This window comes from Candidatus Mycolicibacterium alkanivorans (assembly GCF_022760805.1).
Classification (GTDB): domain Bacteria; phylum Actinomycetota; class Actinomycetes; order Mycobacteriales; family Mycobacteriaceae; genus Mycobacterium; species Mycobacterium alkanivorans.
This window is the reverse complement of sequence record NZ_JAIVFL010000001.1, coordinates 1,628,854-1,644,742: the sequence shown is the minus strand read 5'-3', so window position 1 is coordinate 1,644,742 and position 15,889 is coordinate 1,628,854. Positions and strand designations below refer to the sequence as shown.

Sequence of the window (15,889 nt, the reverse complement as noted above, 5' to 3'; positions counted from 1 at the left end):
CCGCAGAACGTCGACGTCACTCCACCATGGTGCCTGGTCACGCCGAGATCGACGAAATGGTGTGGCCCGCTCGACCAGCTCAGCCCTTCGGGCGTCTGCCCGCCGCGACTTCGCCCGGGTACTCGTCGTAGAACGGCACGTAGCCTTCGTCGCGGCCCTTCAGCACATACAGCGGGTCCTTCACCTCGTCGCCGTAGCCCTGCTTGCGCAGGTCGACCTTGCGGCTCTTGAACGTCGAGGTGGTCTCCAGCGACTCCACTACCCTCACGAACAGCGGCGCGGCGTAGCTGGGCAGGTTAGCGTAGACGGTCTCGGCCAGCTCCTTGCCGTCGAACTCCACACCCTCTCGCAGCGTGACCGCCGCCATCCCGGCGCGGCCACCGGTGTCGGGCACCTCGACCCCGAACACTGTGGACTCCTCGATGTTCTCGTCCTGGGCCAGCGCGGCCTCGACCTGGGTGGTGGCGACGTTCTCGCCCTTCCACCGGAAGGTGTCGCCAAGCCGGTCGGAGAAGGCGGCATGCCCCATGCCCTGCGGGCTCATCACGTCACCGGTGTTGAACCAGACGTCGCCCTCTTTGAAGGCGTTACGCACCAGCTTCTTCTCGCTGGCTTCCTTGTCGGTGTAGCCGTCGAACGGCGAGAGCTTGTTCACCGGGCTGATCAGCAGGCCGGGCTTCCCGGCCGGCACCTTGCGCACCCGGCCGTTCTCGTCGCGCACCGGCTCGCCGGTCTCCGGGTCGTACTCGACGTAGGCCAGCGGCAGCGGGCTGATGCCGGTGGTCTTCGGGATGTTGAAGACGTTGATGAACGCGGTGTTGCCCTCGCTGGCGGCATAGAACTCGGCGACCCGACCGATACCGAAGCGTTTGGTGAACTCGTCCCAGATCTCCGGGCGCAGCCCATTTCCGGCGATCACCCGGATCTTGTGGGCGCGGTCGGTGTCCTTGGGCGGCTGGTTGAGCAGATAGCGGCACACCTCGCCGACGTAGATGAAGGCGGTGGCCTCCATGCCGATCACCTCGTCCCAGAACTTCGACGCCGAGAACGACTTGCCCAGCGCCAGGGTGCCGCCGGCGTTGATGACCGACGACACCGCGACCGTCAGCGCGTTGTTATGGTAGAGCGGCAGCGGGCAGTACAGGGTGTCGTCGCTCTTGAGGCGCAGGCCCAGGCCACCGAACGCCCCCAGCGCACGCAGCCAGCGGTGGTGGGTCATCACACTGGCCTTGGGATGGCCGGTGGTGCCCGAGGTGAAGATGTAGAACGCGGTGTCGCGGGCCTGGATCTCCGAGGCCGAGCGCGGATTGTCGGTGGGCTTGTCGGCGGCCGCCTTCTGGAAATCCTCGATGGTGGTCAGCTCGGCGACCTTCGCCCCGCTCTCGGTGATGGGCTCGACCAGATCGGACTCGGCGATGACGACCTTGGCGTCGAGCAGACCGATGCTGTGCGACAACACATCTCCGCGCTGGTGGTAGTTGAGCATGCCGGCAACCGCACCGCACTTGACGGCGGCGAGCATCGTCAGCACCGCGTTGGGCGAGTTGCGCAGCATGATGCCCACCACGTCGCCGCGCCCAACGCCCTTGTCCGCCAACGCCACCGCGTAGCGGTTGGCCGTCTCGTTGGCCTGCCGGTAGGTCACCTTCTCGTCGCCGAACCGGATGAACACCCGGTCGCCGTAGCGCGCGGCGCGGTCCTGGAACACCTTGCCGATCGAGGTCCTCGACGTCGGCAGCGCCAGGAATCCGGTCAGCGCGCCGCGCAGGATCACCGGGGCGTCCATCACCACCGAGGGCAGCCGGGTCGCCAGGTCGAGCAGACCGACCGAAAGTCGGGAGCCCTGCGAACCGGACTCGTCACTGGCCATGGCCGCCACCTCTCGTCTTCCGCGTGGGACAGACCAGCCTAACCGCGGGCCGCGCAGAGCTCGATCGCCGTTTCGACATCGTCGACCACCAGCAGGCGGTCCAGGGCAGTCGATGCGACGTAGCCGGAGTCGACCAACGATGCCAGCCAGGTCCGCAGGGCGTCATAGTGGCCGGCGGGGTCGAGAAGGACCACCGGCTTGTCATGCAAACCCAGGTACCCCGCGGTCCACGTTTCGAAAAGTTCCTCCAGCGTGCCGATTCCGCCGGGCAGCGTCAGGAACGCGTCACTGCGGTCCTCCATCACCTGCTTGCGCTGGCGCATGGTGTCGGTGACGATCAGCTCGTCGGCGTCGACGTCGGCCAGCTCGCGGTGCACTAGTGCCTTGGGGATGACGCCGACGGTCCGGCCGCCGCGGGACCGCGCCCCGTCGGCCACCGCGCCCATCGCCGAGACGTTGCCGCCGCCGTAGACCAGCGTCCACCCGCGCTCGGCGATCGCCTCGCCTACCCGGCGGGCCAGGCCGAGCAGTTCAGGATGGCGGGGGCTGGATGCGCAGTACACGCACACCGCCCACTGGTCGGGGGATTCCGGTTGAGGCTGCACTCACAGAAACTTAGCGCAGCCGATTTACCGCTGTTGCCCTGCCGGGCCGACGCGGCAAATAAAGTCCGGCTATGCCGATTCGGTGGCCAACGGTTCGGTGCCGTTCGGGGCCTTCGGGCCGCTGGTGCAGATCGCCGAGGCGCCAAAGACGTTGAGCCGCGCGGAATCTCGGCACGGAACCAGGTCGGCGCTGTTCATTCCCGAGTTGGGGGTGGTGCGGGCGTGGACTGCGCGTTCATCCGTTCGGCGGTTGAGGACGCTCAGGCCGCCAGGTAGCGGCGCAGCGTCTGCGTGACAGTGGTGATCTGGCCGACCGACACCCGCTCGTCGCGGCGGTGGGCCAGGTTCGGATCACCGGGCCCGTAGTTCACCGCGGGGATGCCGAGCGCGGCGAACCGCGCCGCGTCGGTCCAGCCGTACTTGGCGCGGACCATCCCGTCGGCGGCCTCGACCAGGGCCGCGGCGGCCGGGTGGTGCAGGCCGGGTAGCGCGCCGGCGGCCACGTCGGTCTGCTGCAGCGTCACGTCGAGCCCGTCGAACACCTCACGCACGTGGGCCAGTGCCGCCTCCGGGGAGCGGTCGGGCGCGAACCGGAAGTTCACGGTGAGCGACGCCGCGTCCGGGATGACGTTGCCGGCCACTCCCCCGTCGATCCGCACCGCCGAGAGGCCTTCGCGGTAGATGCAGCCGTCGATGTCGACCATCCGGGCCTCGTAGCCGGCCAGCCGGTCCAGGACGGCGCCGAGCTTGTGAATCGCGTTGTCGCCCAACCAGGATCGGGCCGAGTGCGCGCGGGTCCCAGCGGCGGAGATGAGCACCCGCATGGTGCCCTGGCAGCCGGCCTCGATGTAGCCGCCGGACGGCTCGCCGAGGATCGCCACGTCGGCGGCCAGCCAGTCCGGCAGCTCACGCTCGATGCGGCCCAGCCCGTTGGCCGACGCCTCGATCTCCTCGCAGTCGTACATCACCAGGGTGACGTCGTGGACCGGTTCGGCGACCGTGGCCGCCAGGTGCAGGAAGACGGCGTCGCCGGATTTCATGTCCGAGCTGCCACAGCCGAACAGGTGGTCGCCGTCGCGTCGGGAGGGCACGTTGTCCGCGATCGGCACGGTGTCGAGGTGGCCGGCCAGCAGCACCCGCGACGGGCGGCCGAAGTGGGTGCGGGCCAGCACCGCGTCACCGTTGCGGACTATCTCGAAGCCCGAGGTCTGCTCGCGCAGCGCCGCCTCGACCTCGTCGGCGATGCGGGCCTCGTCGCGCGACTCGCTGGGGATGTCGACGAGGGCAGCGGTCAGCGCGATCGGATCCGCGCGCAAGTCCAGCACAGCTGACCAGGCTAGCTTCTCAGGGGCGCACTGCCGCCTTCCCCCGCGAGCAGACGCAAAGTTCCCGAATAGCCGGCGTGTCGGGGGGACTTTGCGTCTGCTCGTCGCGGAAAAGTAGCCTCTAGCACCGTGACTTCTGCTGCAGGCTTCGGCTTGGCCACCGTTACCGACGACGGCACCGTCCTGGACACCTGGTTCCCCGACCCGGACCTGGGCGCCTACAGCCCGTCGGGAACCACTCGGCTCTCCGCCGCGGAGGCGCCCGACGAGTTCGAAGCGCTGGCCGGCCCGGATGCCGACCGCGGTGTCGAGGTCGTGCCCGTGCGCACCGTGATCGCCGACCTCAACGACAAGCCCGCCGACACCTACGACGCCTACTTGCGGCTGCACCTGATCTCGCACCGGCTGGTCGAGCCGCACGGCCTGAACCTCGACGGTGTCTTCGGCGCGCTGACCAACGTGGTGTGGACCAACTACGGCCCGTGCCGCATCGAGGGCTTCGAGGAGACCCGGCTGCGCTTGCGCCGCCGCGGACCGGTGACGGTCTACGGCGTGGACAAGTTCCCCCGGCTGGTCGACTACGTGGTGCCCACCGGCGTGCGCATCGCCGACGCCGACCGGGTCCGCCTGGGCGCGCACCTGGCGCCGGGCACCACGGTCATGCACGAGGGGTTCGTGAACTTCAACGCCGGCACGCTGGGCGCCTCGATGGTGGAAGGCCGGATCTCGGCCGGGGTGGTGGTCGGCGACGGCTCCGACATTGGCGGCGGTGCCTCGATCATGGGCACGCTGTCCGGCGGCGGCACCGAGGTGATCTCGGTGGGCAAGCGCTGCCTGCTGGGGGCGAATTCGGGTCTGGGCATCTCACTGGGCGACGACTGCATCGTCGAAGCGGGCCTGTACGTGACGGCGGGCACCAAGGTCACCACCTCCGACGGCACGACGATCAAGGCGCGAGAGCTGTCCGGGGCGAACAACCTTCTGTTCCGGCGCAATTCGGTGACCGGGGCGGTGGAGGTGGTGGCCCGTGACGGCAAGGGCATCGCGCTCAACGAGGCGTTGCACACCAATTAGCGCGGTGCCTCGTCGCCGAGCGTCGGTTTCATCCCCGGCACGCCGCGGCCGGCGCCATTGGTACACACAGTCCCGCTCAAGCGCTGCTATCTGGCGACGGGCCAGTCCCACACCGACATGTCACCGGCGGGATAGTTCATGCAGACGTCGGTCGCCTTGGCCACCACGCCCTTGTTGTTGAAGAACAGCTTGGCCCAGTTACCCCAGTGGGTGGCCACCTGCTCGTAGTAGACGTTGGTGGCGGTGTCCTCGGAGTACTGACGCCGCGCGGCGGCATCGAGGGAGAAGAACCAGTGGATTCGGTCCTCGGCCATCTGCTGGATGTCGGCCGGCCGGTTGCTGCGGTCGATCATGTAGCGCTCGAAGTAGATGGGGCTGGTGTCGCGGGCCGCCGCCATGTACTGCTCGGTGTCACACTGCGTGATGATCATCCGGTGCGGGATCGGGTAGTCGTCGCTGGCGTCGGCGGCGGCGGGGCCGGCCGCGCTCAGGCCCGCGATAGCCGCCGCGACGAGGGTGAGAGCCGCTCGCGTCGCGCGATCCGGAAGTCCAGTCATGATCTCTCCTACCTCATCGGTTCGGGGCACCTGAACGATTAGCCTTGCTCACTATATCCCCCGGTTGCGACCTGCCCCCGCCTCAGCCGCCGTTGGTGACCGGGTTCGACGTCAGTCCACCACCCAGGTCTGCTCGCCCAGTCCGGCCCGGGCCCCGGCCGGTGCGCGCAAGATCACATCGCCGTCGTCGGTCGGCTCGGCGGGCCAGCCGAGCACGCACGACCACCAGGCCGCCGGCACGTCGATGTCGTGCGCGTCGATGCAGATCTCGCTGAACCTCAGCCCCACGTCATCAACTCCTTCTTGACCACTTTGCCCATCGCGTTGCGCGGCAGGGCGTCGACCAGCCGCACCTCACGCGGTCGTTTGTGCACCGAAAGCTGTTCGGCTACAAAGGAAATAAGCTCATCGGGCGCCGCGTCACCGACCACGAAGGCGACGATGCGCTGTCCGAGGTCCTCGTCGGGCAGTCCCACCACGGCAACCTCGGCCACCCCGGGATGACCCAGCAGCACCGTCTCCACCTCGCCGGCGCCGATCCGGTAGCCACCGGACTTGATCAGGTCCACCGACTCCCTGCCGACGATGCGGTGCGTACCGCCCTCGTCGATGACGGCTGCGTCCCCGGTGCGATACCAGCCGTCCGCCTCGAACGCCTCCGCGGTGGCCTCGGGCCGGTTGAGGTATCCGTCGAACAGCGTCGGCGTGCGAACCTGCAGGCTGCCGATGGTCTCTCCGTCATGCGGGGCCACCGAACCGTCCTCGCGACGCAGCCGGGTCTGCACACCGGCCAGCGGCAGGCCGACCCAACCGGGGCGGCGATCCCCGTCGGCCCTGGTGCTGATGGTGATCAGCGACTCGGTGCTGCCGTACCGCTCGACCGGTGCATGCCCGGTCAGTTCGGCCAACCGGTCGAAGACCGGGACGGGCAACGGCGCACTGCCGGAGACCAGCAGCCGCGCTGAGGACAGCGCCGCCGCGGCGTCGGCGTCGGCCACCACCCGCGACCACACCGTCGGCACGCCGAAGTACAACGTTCCCCCGGCGGCGGCATACGTCTCGGCTGTCGGTTTCCCGGTGTGCACGAAGCGGTTTCCCACTCGCAGCGACCCGAGCAGACCGAGCACCAGGCCGTGGACGTGGAACAGCGGCAGCCCGTGCACCAGGGTGTCCTCGGCGGTCCATTGCCATGCCGCGGCCAGGGCGTCGATGTCGGCGGCGATCGCCCGTCGGCTGATCAGCACGCCCTTGGGCAGCCCGGTGGTGCCCGAGGTGTACATCACCATTGCGGTGCTCTGCGGTGACGGCTCGGGGTGGCGGTGCCACGAGCGGGCATGCAGACGCACCGGCACATGCGGCAGGCCGCCCGGCTCGGCGGGCTTCTCCCCCAGCCAGGCCTGCGCCCCGGAGTCGGTGAGTATGTGCGCCCGCTCGGCTGCCCCGACGTCGGCGGGCACCGGCACAAAGGGCACCCCGGCGATCAGACAGCCGGTGACGGCCAGCACGGTCGTCGCGGTGGGCGTGGCCAGAATTGCGATCCGGTACGCCCCGCCGACCCGCTCGGCCACCGAGGTCGCCGCACCCACCAGGTCGCTGCGCGAGAGCACCGCGCCGTCGATGCGCACCGCGTCGACGATGTCGGCCCGGGCCGCGACGGCGGCCGGATTCAGCGAGGCCAGCAGCACGTCAGCGAGGCTACCCCGATACTGAAGCTGTGCAGCCCATCACCCGCATCTCGTCCCGCGAGGTCTACCGCAACGCCTGGATGACCGTCCGTGAGGACGATATTCGCCGCCCGGACGGCTCCGCCGGCATCTACGGGGTCATCGACAAGCCGGCCTACGCGCTGGTCATCGCCATCGACGGCGACCGGATGGCTCTGGTGGAACAGTTCCGCTACCCGCTGGGTGCGCGGCGCTGGGAGTTCCCGCAGGGCACCGCCCCCGGCCGGGCCGAGCTCGAGCCCACCGAGCTTGCGGCCCGCGAGCTCAGGGAGGAGACCGGACTGCGCGCGGGGTCGATGGTGGTGCTCGGGCGCCTCGACGTGGCCCCGGGCATGAGTAGTCAGCGCGGCTGGGTGTTCCTGGCCACCGACATCTGTGAGGGCGAGCCGGATCGCGAGCACGAGGAGCGGGACATGCATTGCCAGTGGTTCGACCGGTCCAGGGTGGAGCAGATGATCGTCTCCGGCGAGATCACCGACGCCCAGTCGATCGCCGCCTACGCTCAGTTGCTGCTCACCGAACGCAACGGGTGAGGCGATAACGGTGCGGTCAGGGTTGCATCACGATCGGACCGGACACCCCTTGGTGCAGACGCTGTTCGGAGACAACTGACGCCTAGGCTGATTGTTCGCAGAACCGCGACGTTTAGAGGGGATATGAGGGCCGGCAGGCGCAGCTTGGGTGTCATGTTGACGGCCGTGGCGACGATCTGCGCTGCAGGGGTGGTCAGCCCGGCCTCGGCGCAGGCCGCGCCGCAGGCCTGGAACGGGCGCTACCAGATGGTGACCTACGCCTCGCAGAAGGCGGGCACCAGCCCGGCGAGCCGGCAGAAGGAGAACGACTTCGGAGCCACCTTCACCCTGTCGACCGGTTGCTCGACGGCCGCCTGCGTGGCCACAGTGGTCGACGGGCCAGCGCCGAGCAACCCGACCATCCCCCAGCCCACCCGCTACACTTGGAACGGCTCGGAGTGGGCCACCACCTACGACTGGGCGTGGGACTGTTTCCTGGGTGACGGCAATCAGAAGAAATGGAGCCCCGCGACGTCGTGGGCGTTCTATGCGCCTCAGCCCGACGGCTCGCTGCGCGGCACCTGGCACACCGACATCGCACAGGGCCCGTGCCGAGGCAGCGTCGTGATGCCTGTCGCGGCGTTCCCGGCCTGACGAATGCCCGGCAACCGTAATCATGCGATGGATCTCTACCGTGTGATCGCGCTGGTGCTCATCGTCGTGGGCCACTGGGTGATGGCCTGCCTGACGTTCAGCGACGGGGCGTTCTGGCGGGAGAACCCGCTGGTCGACATGCCGTGGACGCGATGGTTGACGTGGATCTTCCAGGTGGTCCCGGTGTTCTTCGTGGTGGCTGGGTACGCCAGTGCGGTCTCGTGGGGACATCGGTTGTCCGAGGAGTCCCGACAGGCATGGCTGCGCCGCCGCCTGGCCCGCCCCGTCGGACCGACGGCGGTGTATGTCGTGGTCGTCCTTCTGGTCGTGGCGGTGCTCGCGGCCTTGGGGGTTGCGGGTGCGGAGTTGGACTTCGGCGCGTGGGCGGTGGCCATGCACCTGTGGTTCCTGGGCGTCTTCGTGTTGGTGGTGGCGTTGACTCCGGTCGCGGTGGCCGGGCACCGGCGCTGGGGTCTGTGGGTGCCGGCGGTGATGGTCGTGGTGGTGGCCGCGCTCGACGCGGCGACCCTGGGTGCGCACGTGCCCTATCTCGGCTGGCTGAACTATCTGCTGCCGTGGACGGTGCTCTACCAATTGGGGATCGCCTGGCAGGACGGCATGTTGCGCGGGCGCGCCGCGGTGGCCGTGGCAATCGTCTCGGCGGTCGCCCTCGGCCTGCTGGTCGGCCTGGGACCATACCCGGTGAGCATGATCGGCGTTCCCGGCGCGGCGGTCAACAACACCTCACCACCGAACCTGGCGCTGCTGGCGCTCGGCTGCACCGAGGCCGGGCTGGTGCTGGCAGCCGCGCCCGCCGTCAACCGTGCGCTGCATTCCGTTCGCGCGCAACGGCTGCTGGCGGTGGCCAACGACAACGTGATGGCGCTCTACCTGTGGCACATGGTTCCAGTGGTCGTCGTGGCGCTGGCGGGCTACCCGACGGGCCTGCTGCCGCAGCCCGCGCTCGGGTCGAGCGAGTGGTGGCTGTTCCGGCTGGAATGGGTGGCGATACTCGCCGTCGTCGCGTCGGTGGAGATGATGTTCCTGTATTGGGGGCGAAGGCTTTTCGCCGCGCCGCTGCCGACCGTGACGACCCCGATCCCCGCGGCGTTGACCGGCGTCATGTTGATCGCCGGCACGGTGGCGGTGGCCGCCGCGCTCACCGAGATCGCCATCCTCGGTTTCGCGCCCGGCGGCAGATTCCCGGTCGCGACGGCAGGGTGGTTCGTGGTGGGCGCCGCATTGATCGCGGCGGCGCCCCCATTCACCTCAGTGCCGGTGCGAAAGTGCTCGTAGGAAGAACATCAGGTTGGCCGGGCGTTCGGCAAGTCGGCGCACGAAGTAGCCGTACCACTGGGTCCCGAACGGTACGTAGACCCGGACGTGGTTTCCCTCGGCGGCAAGCCGCCGCTGCTCGCCGTCGCGGATGCCGTACAGCATCTGGTATTCGAATCGGTCTGCGCCACGCCCGAATTCGCGTGCCAGACCGGGAACCTCGGCGATGATCGCCGGGTCGTGCGAGGCGACCATTGGATAGCCGTTGCCGCCCATCAGGATTCGCAGGCAGCGCAGATAGGACTCGGTGACCTCGGCGGGATCGCGATAGGCCACCGCGGCGGGCTCGTCGTAGGCGCCCTTGCACAGCCGGATCCGGGCGCCGGCGGCGGCGAACTCGGCGCAGTCGGCCTCGGTGCGCTTGAGGTAGGCCTGCAGAACCGTCCCCAGCCAGTCGAACTCGGTGCGCAGATCCCGCACGATCGACAGCGTCGAGTCGGTGGTGGTGTGGTCCTCGGCGTCGACGGTCACCCAGGCGCCCACCTGCTGTGCGCGTTGGCAGATGGTGTGCGCGTTGTCCAGGGCGATCTTGTCGCCGTCCTTGGGCAGCGCCTGGCCCAAGGCCGAGAGCTTCAACGAGACCTCCAGCGGCCGTACCGCCCCGCTGCCGTCGGAACCGGCGCCGAGTGCGTCGAGCAGTTGCAGGTAGGCCGTGGCGGTGGCTTCGGCGGTGTCGGTGTCGGTGACGTCCTCGCCGAGGTAGTCGATGCTGACCAGCCGGTCGGTGTCGCGCAGCACGGTGACAGCGCCCAGCGCGTCCTCGATGGTCTCGCCGGGAACGAAGCGGCGCACCACGTCACGGGCGACGGGCGTCCGTTCGGCGGTGTGCCGCAGACGCTCTGAGCGGCTGGCCGCCAGGATCGCCGGGCGGGCAGCCCGCGTGAAGAGGGCACTCATCACTCCACTTCCATGTGCGGGTAAGTGTGGTTGGTCGGCGGGACGAACGTCTCCTTGATGGAACGCGCGGACGTCCAGCGCAGCAGGTTCATCGGGGAACCGGCCTTGTCGTTGGTGCCCGAGGCCCGCGAGCCGCCGAACGGCTGCTGGCCCACCACCGCGCCGGTCGGCTTGTCATTGACGTAGAAGTTGCCCGCGGCGAAGCGAAGCCGCTCGGCGGCGGTCTGCACCGCGGCGCGGTCGTCGGCGATCACCGCACCGGTCAACGCGTACTTCGAGCCGGCGTCGACTACGCCGAGGATGTCGTCGAACTTGTCGTCGGGGTAGACGTGCACGGCCAGGATCGGCCCGAAGTACTCGGTGGAGAACGCTTCGTCGCTCGGGTCGTCGGACAGCAACACGGTGGGGCGGACGAAATAGCCTTCGCTGTCGTCACATTCGCCGCCGACCGCCACGGTGACCCCGGGCGCGCTCTTGGCCCGCTCGATGGCCTGGGAGTTCTTGGCGAACGAGCGCGCGTCGATGACCGCACCGCCGTAGTTGGACAGGTCGGTCACGTCGCCGTAGCTCAGCGCCTCGGTGGCGGCCAGGAAGTCGTCGCCCATCGTCTGCCACACCGACCGCGGGACGAATGCCCGCGAGGCGGCCGAGCACTTCTGGCCCTGATAGTCGAAGGCGCCGCGAATCAGGGCGGTGCGCAACACATCCGGGTTGGCCGAGGTGTGCGCGACGACGAAGTCCTTGCCGCCGGTCTCGCCGACCAGGCGCGGGTAGCTGTCGTAGTCGGCGATGCGGGTGCCGACCTCGCGCCACAGATGCTGGAAGGTCGCAGTCGAGCCGGTGAAGTGGATCCCGGAGAGCCGCCGGTCGGTCAGCGCGACGTCGGACACGGCATACCCGTCGCCGGTGACCAGGTTGATGACGCCCGGCGGCAGGCCGGCCGCCTCGAGCAGCTGCATGGTCAGGTAGGCCGCGAAGGTCTGGGTGACCGAGGGCTTCCACACCACGGTGTTGCCCATCAGCGCGGGCGCGGTGGGCAGGTTGGCGGCGATGGCGGTGAAGTTGAACGGGGTGACGGCGTAGACGAAGCCGTCCAGCGGGCGGTAGTCGCTGCGGTTCCACACACCCGGGGAGCTGACCGGCTGCTGGGCCAGGATGTCGCGGGCGAAGGCGACGTTGAACCGCCAGAAGTCGACAAGCTCGCAGGTGGCGTCGATCTCGGCCTGATAGGCGGTCTTGGACTGGCCCAGCATGGTCGCGGCGACGATCGTCTCGCGCCACGGCCCGGCCAATAGGTCGGCGGCGCGCAGGAACACCGCGGCGCGCTCGTCGAAGGGGGTGGCCGCCCAGTCGCGTTTTGCGGCCACGGCCGCCTCGACCGCGGCCGCGGCATCGGCGGCCGTCGCGTTGGACAAGGTGCCCAGCCGCGCACGGTAGCGATGCGGCTGCACCACGTCCATGCGTTCGCCCTCGCCCATGGCATGGCGGCCGGCGATGACGTGTGGCAGGTCGATGGGGTTTGCGGACAGGTCGCGCAGGGCGGTGGTCAGGCGGGTGCGCTCGGCGGAGCGGGGTGCGTAGTCGTGGACCGGTTCGTTGGCCGGGGCGGGAACATCGGTGCGGGCGTCCATGCACAACAGGATCGCCTGGGCTCGACCACATACTGTTGGCCGATGCGACAGTAGTTACCGATCTTGCTAGTAGGATCGGACAACATGCGCGGGACGGGCGTTGGCCTGGGGCAGCTGGTGTTGGCCCTGGATGCGACGCTGGTCCGACTCGTGGAGGCGCCGCGGGGCTTGGACCTGCCGGTGCGGTCGGCGGCGCTGATCGATTCCGACGATGTGCGGTTGGGCCTGTCGGTGAGCGCGGGGTCGGCCGACGTGTTCTTCCTGCTCGGCGTCGGCGAGGCCGATGCCACCCGCTGGATCGACCGGCAGACGGCCGCCCACGGCGCACCGGCGGCGATCTTCGTCAAGGAACCCTCTGATGCCGTGGTGGCCCGGGCCGGTGCTGTTGGCACCGCCGTCGTCGCTGTCGATCCCAAGGCCCGCTGGGAACGGCTCTACCGGCTGGTCAACCACGTTTTCGAGAACCGCCGCGCCGATCCGCTGTCGGAGTCCGGCACCGACCTGTTCGCGTTGGCTCAATCGGTCGCCGACCGCACGCACGGCATGGTCAGCATCGAGGACGCGCAGTCGCATGTGCTCGCCTATTCGCCCTCCAACGACGAGGCCGACGAACTGCGCCGGCTGTCGATTCTGGGCCGCGCCGGGCCGCCCGAGCACCTGCAGTGGATCGCGCAGTGGGGCATCTTCGACATCCTGCGGGCCGGCAGCGAGGTGGTGCGCGTCGACGAGCGGCCTGCGTTGGGTCTGCGGCCACGACTGGCCGTCGGCATCCACCGCCAGGACACTCAGCCCTCGTACCTGGGCACCATCTGGGTGCAGCAGGGTTCCCGGCCGCTGGCCGACGACGCCGAGGAGGTGCTTCGCGGCGCGGCGGTACTGGCCGCGCGCATTATGGCTCGGCAGGCCGCGCGGCCATCGGCCCATCTGCTGGCCGTCCAGCAGGTGCTGGGGCTGGCCGACACCGACGATGCGGACGTTGCCGCGCTGGCCCGCGAACTGGCCGTGGCCGTCGACGGCCGGGCCGCGGTGATCGGGTTCGACAGCCGCACCGCCCACCCCCGGCTCGCCGACGTTCTGGCGTTGAGCGCCAGCGCATTTCGGCCCGATGCCCAGGTCGCCTCGAACGGCTCACGGGTCTACGTGCTGTTACCGGACTCCGGGCGGTCAGCGCCGGTGGTGTCCTGGATCCGCGGGACGATCGGCAAGCTCAACAACGAGCTGGCCCTGCAGTTGCGGGCGGTGATCGCCGCACCGGTGGCCGGCTTGGCCGCCGCGGCGGGCGCGCGCCGGGAGATCGACCGGGTGCTCGACAGCGCCGAGCGCCATCCAGTCGCCATCGGGCAGGTGACCACGCTGGCCGAGGCACGCACCACGGTGTTGCTCGACGAGATCGTCACCCTCGTCGGGGCCAATGACCGACTCGTCGATCCGCGGGTGCGCCGGCTGCGCGAGCAGGAGCCGGTGTTGGCCCAGACCCTCGAGGCCTACCTCGACAGCTTCGGTGACGTCGCGGCGGCCGCTGCCGCCCTGCACGTCCACCCCAACACCGTGCGCTATCGGGTGCGCCGGATCGAACAGGTGATGGCCACGTCGTTAGGCGACCCGGACGTCCGGCTGCTGCTGTCGGTGAGCCTCCGAGCGACCGCCTGACACGGTCCCGCGAAAAATTTCTGCGCGAACCGGTAACGATGTGGCTTCTGGTGCCGATGAGGCATCTGTCATGATTGGTTGTGAGTCCCATCATTGTGGATGTCCATCCACGGTCGGGTCAGCACGCCAGTCCGGGCATGCACCAGAAACCTCGGTGAATGCGGGACCCCCCGGACTCACCGTCAATGCACTAAGGGGGTCAGCATGAAAAACGTGGGTCGAGTGCTGGTGGCGTTGGTCGCCGCCGTGGCGGCGTTGTTCGCCGGGGCAGGTACCTCGCATGCAGGTTTGGACAATCAGCTGAGTCTGGTCGACGGCGGTGGCCGCACCATGACGATCCAGCAGTGGGACACCTTCCTCGACGGTGTGTTCCCGCTGGACCGCAACCGGCTGACCCGCGAGTGGTTCCACTCCGGCAAGGCCGTCTACAGCGTGGTCGGCCCGGGTGCCGACGACTTCGCGGGGACCTTGGAGCTGGGCTACCAGGTCGGCTTCCCGTGGTCGCTGGGTGTGGGCATCAACTTCAGCTACACCACCCCCAACATCCTGCTCGACGACGCCAGCATCTCCCCGGGCAACTTCAATCCGCTGGGCTCGGTCATCACCCCGAACCTGTTCCCGGGTGTGTCGATCAGCGCGGATCTGGGCAACGGCCCAGGTATCCAGGAGGTCGCCACCTTCTCCGTCGACGTCTCGGGCCCCAACGGCTCGGTGGCGGTGGCCAACGCCCACGGCACCGTCACCGGTGCGGCCGGCGGTGTGCTGCTGCGCCCCTTCGCCCGGCTGATCTCCAAGGCCGGTGACTCCGTCACCACCTACGGCGAACCCTGGAACATGAACTGACACAAGACAACTGACCCGCTTCGGTGGAGCGGTTGGGCCGGGACGACTACTGGCTCAACCGCTCTGCTGCGGCAGCGACGCGTTCGTCGGTGGCCGTCAGCGCCACCCGGACATGCTGTGAACCCCGCGGGCCGTAGAACTCGCCGGGGGCGACCAGGATTCCGCGCTCGGCCAGCCAAGCCAGCGTGTCGCGGCAGGGCTCACCTCGGGTGGCCCACAGATACAGACCCGCCTCGGAGTGGTCGACGGTGAAGTCGGCCGACCGCAGCGCGGCCAACAGAACGTCGCGGCGCCGGGCATAGCGCCCGCGCTGCTCCTGCTCATGCGCGTCGTCGCCGAGCGCGGCCACCATCGCCGCCTGCACGGGTGTGGGCACCATCATCCCGGCGTGCTTGCGCACCGCCAGCAGTTCGGCCACCACAGCGGCGTCACCGGTGACGAACCCGGCCCGGTACCCCGCCAGCGACGAACTCTTCGACAGTGAGTGCACCGCCAGCAGCCCGGTGTGCTCGCCGTCGCAGACCGAGGGGTGCAGCACCGAGATCGGCTGCTCCTCCCAGCCCAGTCCCAGGTAGCACTCGTCGGACACCACCAGGGTGCCGCGCTCGCGCGCCCAGCCGACCACCTTGCGCAGGTGCTCGACACCCAGCACCCGTCCGGTCGGGTTGCTCGGCGAGTTGATGAACACCACGGCCGGGGACTGCGGCCCGAGCTGGGTCAGCGAATCGGCCGCGAGCACCGGCGATCCGGCGAGCCGCGCGCCGACCTCATAGGTCGGGTAGGCCAACTCCGGGACGACCACCAGATCCTCGGCAGCCAGGCCCAGCAGCGTCGGCAGCCATGCGATGAGTTCCTTGGTGCCGATGACCGGGAGGACAGCGTGCTCGGCCAGCCCGGTGATGCCGTAGCGGCGGCCCAGGGCGGCGACCGCCGCGGCGCGCAGCACCGGGGTTCCGGCCGTCGTCGGGTAGCCGGGTGACCCGCTCGCGGCGGCCAGCGCCTCACGGATGACCGGCGCGACAGGATCGACCGGAGTGCCCACCGACAGGTCGACGATGCCCCCCGGATGCGCCCGGGCGGTGGCCGTCGCGTCGGCCAGGGTGTCCCATGGGAACACCGGCAACGACGCCGAGAGCGGCGCCAAGCGACGATGCCGGGCGACGCCCGGAGGAGGAGTGAGGCTATCCGGCATCAGCCGGTGCGCACGCAGCG

General features: G+C 69.4%; 14 protein-coding genes and 1 pseudogene. 6 read left to right on the top strand and 9 right to left on the bottom strand.

What is annotated here, in order from left to right; all coding sequences use genetic code 11:
* Nucleotides 1–79: 79 nt before the first annotated feature.
* From fadD6 to dapE, 3 genes are all read right to left on the bottom strand, one after another.
* Nucleotides 80–1,870: a long-chain-acyl-CoA synthetase FadD6 gene (gene fadD6, locus K9U37_RS08290; RefSeq protein WP_243071285.1), complete on the bottom strand. Its 1,791-nt coding sequence runs from the start codon at nt 1,868–1,870 to the stop codon at nt 80–82.
* A 38-nt stretch (nt 1,871–1,908) separates the two neighbouring features.
* A complete protein-coding gene (gene log / locus K9U37_RS08285) occupies nt 1,909–2,475 on the bottom strand; it encodes a cytokinin riboside 5'-monophosphate phosphoribohydrolase (RefSeq protein WP_243071284.1) in 567 nt (188 codons plus the stop codon).
* 260 nt (nt 2,476–2,735) lie between these two features.
* On the bottom strand, nt 2,736–3,800 hold the full coding sequence (gene dapE, locus K9U37_RS08280; RefSeq protein WP_243071283.1) for a succinyl-diaminopimelate desuccinylase: 1,065 nt from the start codon (nt 3,798–3,800) through the stop codon (nt 2,736–2,738).
* A 129-nt stretch (nt 3,801–3,929) separates the two neighbouring features.
* Between dapE and dapD the strand changes: the two genes are divergently transcribed.
* Complete coding sequence (dapD, locus tag K9U37_RS08275) at nt 3,930–4,874, top strand: 2,3,4,5-tetrahydropyridine-2,6-dicarboxylate N-succinyltransferase (protein WP_243071282.1); 945 nt, start codon at nt 3,930–3,932, stop codon at nt 4,872–4,874.
* A gap of 86 nt (nt 4,875–4,960) precedes the next feature.
* Here the strand turns inward: dapD and K9U37_RS08270 are convergent, their stop codons facing one another.
* The 3 genes and pseudogenes from K9U37_RS08270 to K9U37_RS08260 all read right to left on the bottom strand — a co-directional run bounded on the left by K9U37_RS08270 (nt 4,961) and on the right by K9U37_RS08260 (nt 7,116).
* Nucleotides 4,961–5,431, bottom strand: coding sequence for a DUF5078 domain-containing protein (locus tag K9U37_RS08270; protein ID WP_243071281.1), 471 nt, complete (start codon nt 5,429–5,431; stop codon nt 4,961–4,963).
* Between the two features lie 137 nt (nt 5,432–5,568).
* Nucleotides 5,569–5,719, bottom strand: a pseudogene (locus K9U37_RS08265) (VOC family protein); the annotation flags it as partial.
* On the bottom strand, nt 5,710–7,116 hold the full coding sequence (locus K9U37_RS08260; protein WP_243071280.1) for an acyl-CoA synthetase: 1,407 nt from the start codon (nt 7,114–7,116) through the stop codon (nt 5,710–5,712). The pseudogene K9U37_RS08265 and the gene K9U37_RS08260, both read right to left, overlap by 10 nt.
* An 80-nt stretch (nt 7,117–7,196) precedes the next feature.
* Here K9U37_RS08260 and K9U37_RS08255 point away from each other — a divergent pair, with 80 nt between their 5' ends.
* From K9U37_RS08255 to K9U37_RS08245, 3 genes are all read left to right on the top strand, one after another.
* The gene (locus tag K9U37_RS08255; RefSeq protein ID WP_252394388.1) at nt 7,197–7,688 is read left to right on the top strand and encodes an NUDIX domain-containing protein; all 492 of its coding nucleotides are present in this window, start codon (nt 7,197–7,199) and stop codon (nt 7,686–7,688) included.
* A gap of 153 nt (nt 7,689–7,841) precedes the next feature.
* The gene (locus K9U37_RS08250) at nt 7,842–8,321 is read left to right on the top strand and encodes an Rv2253 family sensor-like surface protein (RefSeq protein WP_243071278.1); all 480 of its coding nucleotides are present in this window, start codon (nt 7,842–7,844) and stop codon (nt 8,319–8,321) included.
* Between the two features lie 27 nt (nt 8,322–8,348).
* The gene (locus tag K9U37_RS08245) at nt 8,349–9,617 is read left to right on the top strand and encodes an acyltransferase family protein (RefSeq protein WP_243071277.1); all 1,269 of its coding nucleotides are present in this window, start codon (nt 8,349–8,351) and stop codon (nt 9,615–9,617) included.
* On the opposite strand, the gene K9U37_RS08240 is transcribed toward K9U37_RS08245, so the two are convergent.
* Nucleotides 9,591–10,553, bottom strand: a complete 963-nt coding sequence (locus tag K9U37_RS08240; RefSeq protein WP_243071276.1) for a proline dehydrogenase family protein — start codon at nt 10,551–10,553, stop codon at nt 9,591–9,593. The genes K9U37_RS08245 and K9U37_RS08240 overlap by 27 nt on opposite strands.
* The gene (pruA, locus tag K9U37_RS08235; protein ID WP_243071275.1) at nt 10,553–12,184 is read right to left on the bottom strand and encodes an L-glutamate gamma-semialdehyde dehydrogenase; all 1,632 of its coding nucleotides are present in this window, start codon (nt 12,182–12,184) and stop codon (nt 10,553–10,555) included. Before pruA ends, K9U37_RS08240 begins: the two co-directional genes overlap by 1 nt.
* Before the next feature lie 84 nt (nt 12,185–12,268).
* Between pruA and K9U37_RS08230 the strand changes: the two genes are divergently transcribed.
* Nucleotides 12,269–13,834 carry a PucR family transcriptional regulator gene (locus K9U37_RS08230; RefSeq protein WP_243071274.1) on the top strand — a complete coding sequence of 522 codons (1,566 nt, stop codon included), beginning with the start codon at nt 12,269–12,271 and terminating at the stop codon, nt 13,832–13,834.
* Nucleotides 13,835–14,038: 204 nt separating this feature from the next.
* On the top strand, nt 14,039–14,677 hold the full coding sequence (gene mspA / locus K9U37_RS08225) for a porin MspA (protein WP_243071273.1): 639 nt from the start codon (nt 14,039–14,041) through the stop codon (nt 14,675–14,677).
* Between the two features lie 46 nt (nt 14,678–14,723).
* Here mspA and dapC read toward each other — a convergent pair whose 3' ends face one another.
* Nucleotides 14,724–15,821: a succinyldiaminopimelate transaminase gene (gene dapC / locus K9U37_RS08220; protein ID WP_243071272.1), complete on the bottom strand. Its 1,098-nt coding sequence runs from the start codon at nt 15,819–15,821 to the stop codon at nt 14,724–14,726.
* Nucleotides 15,822–15,889 lie beyond the last annotated feature (68 nt).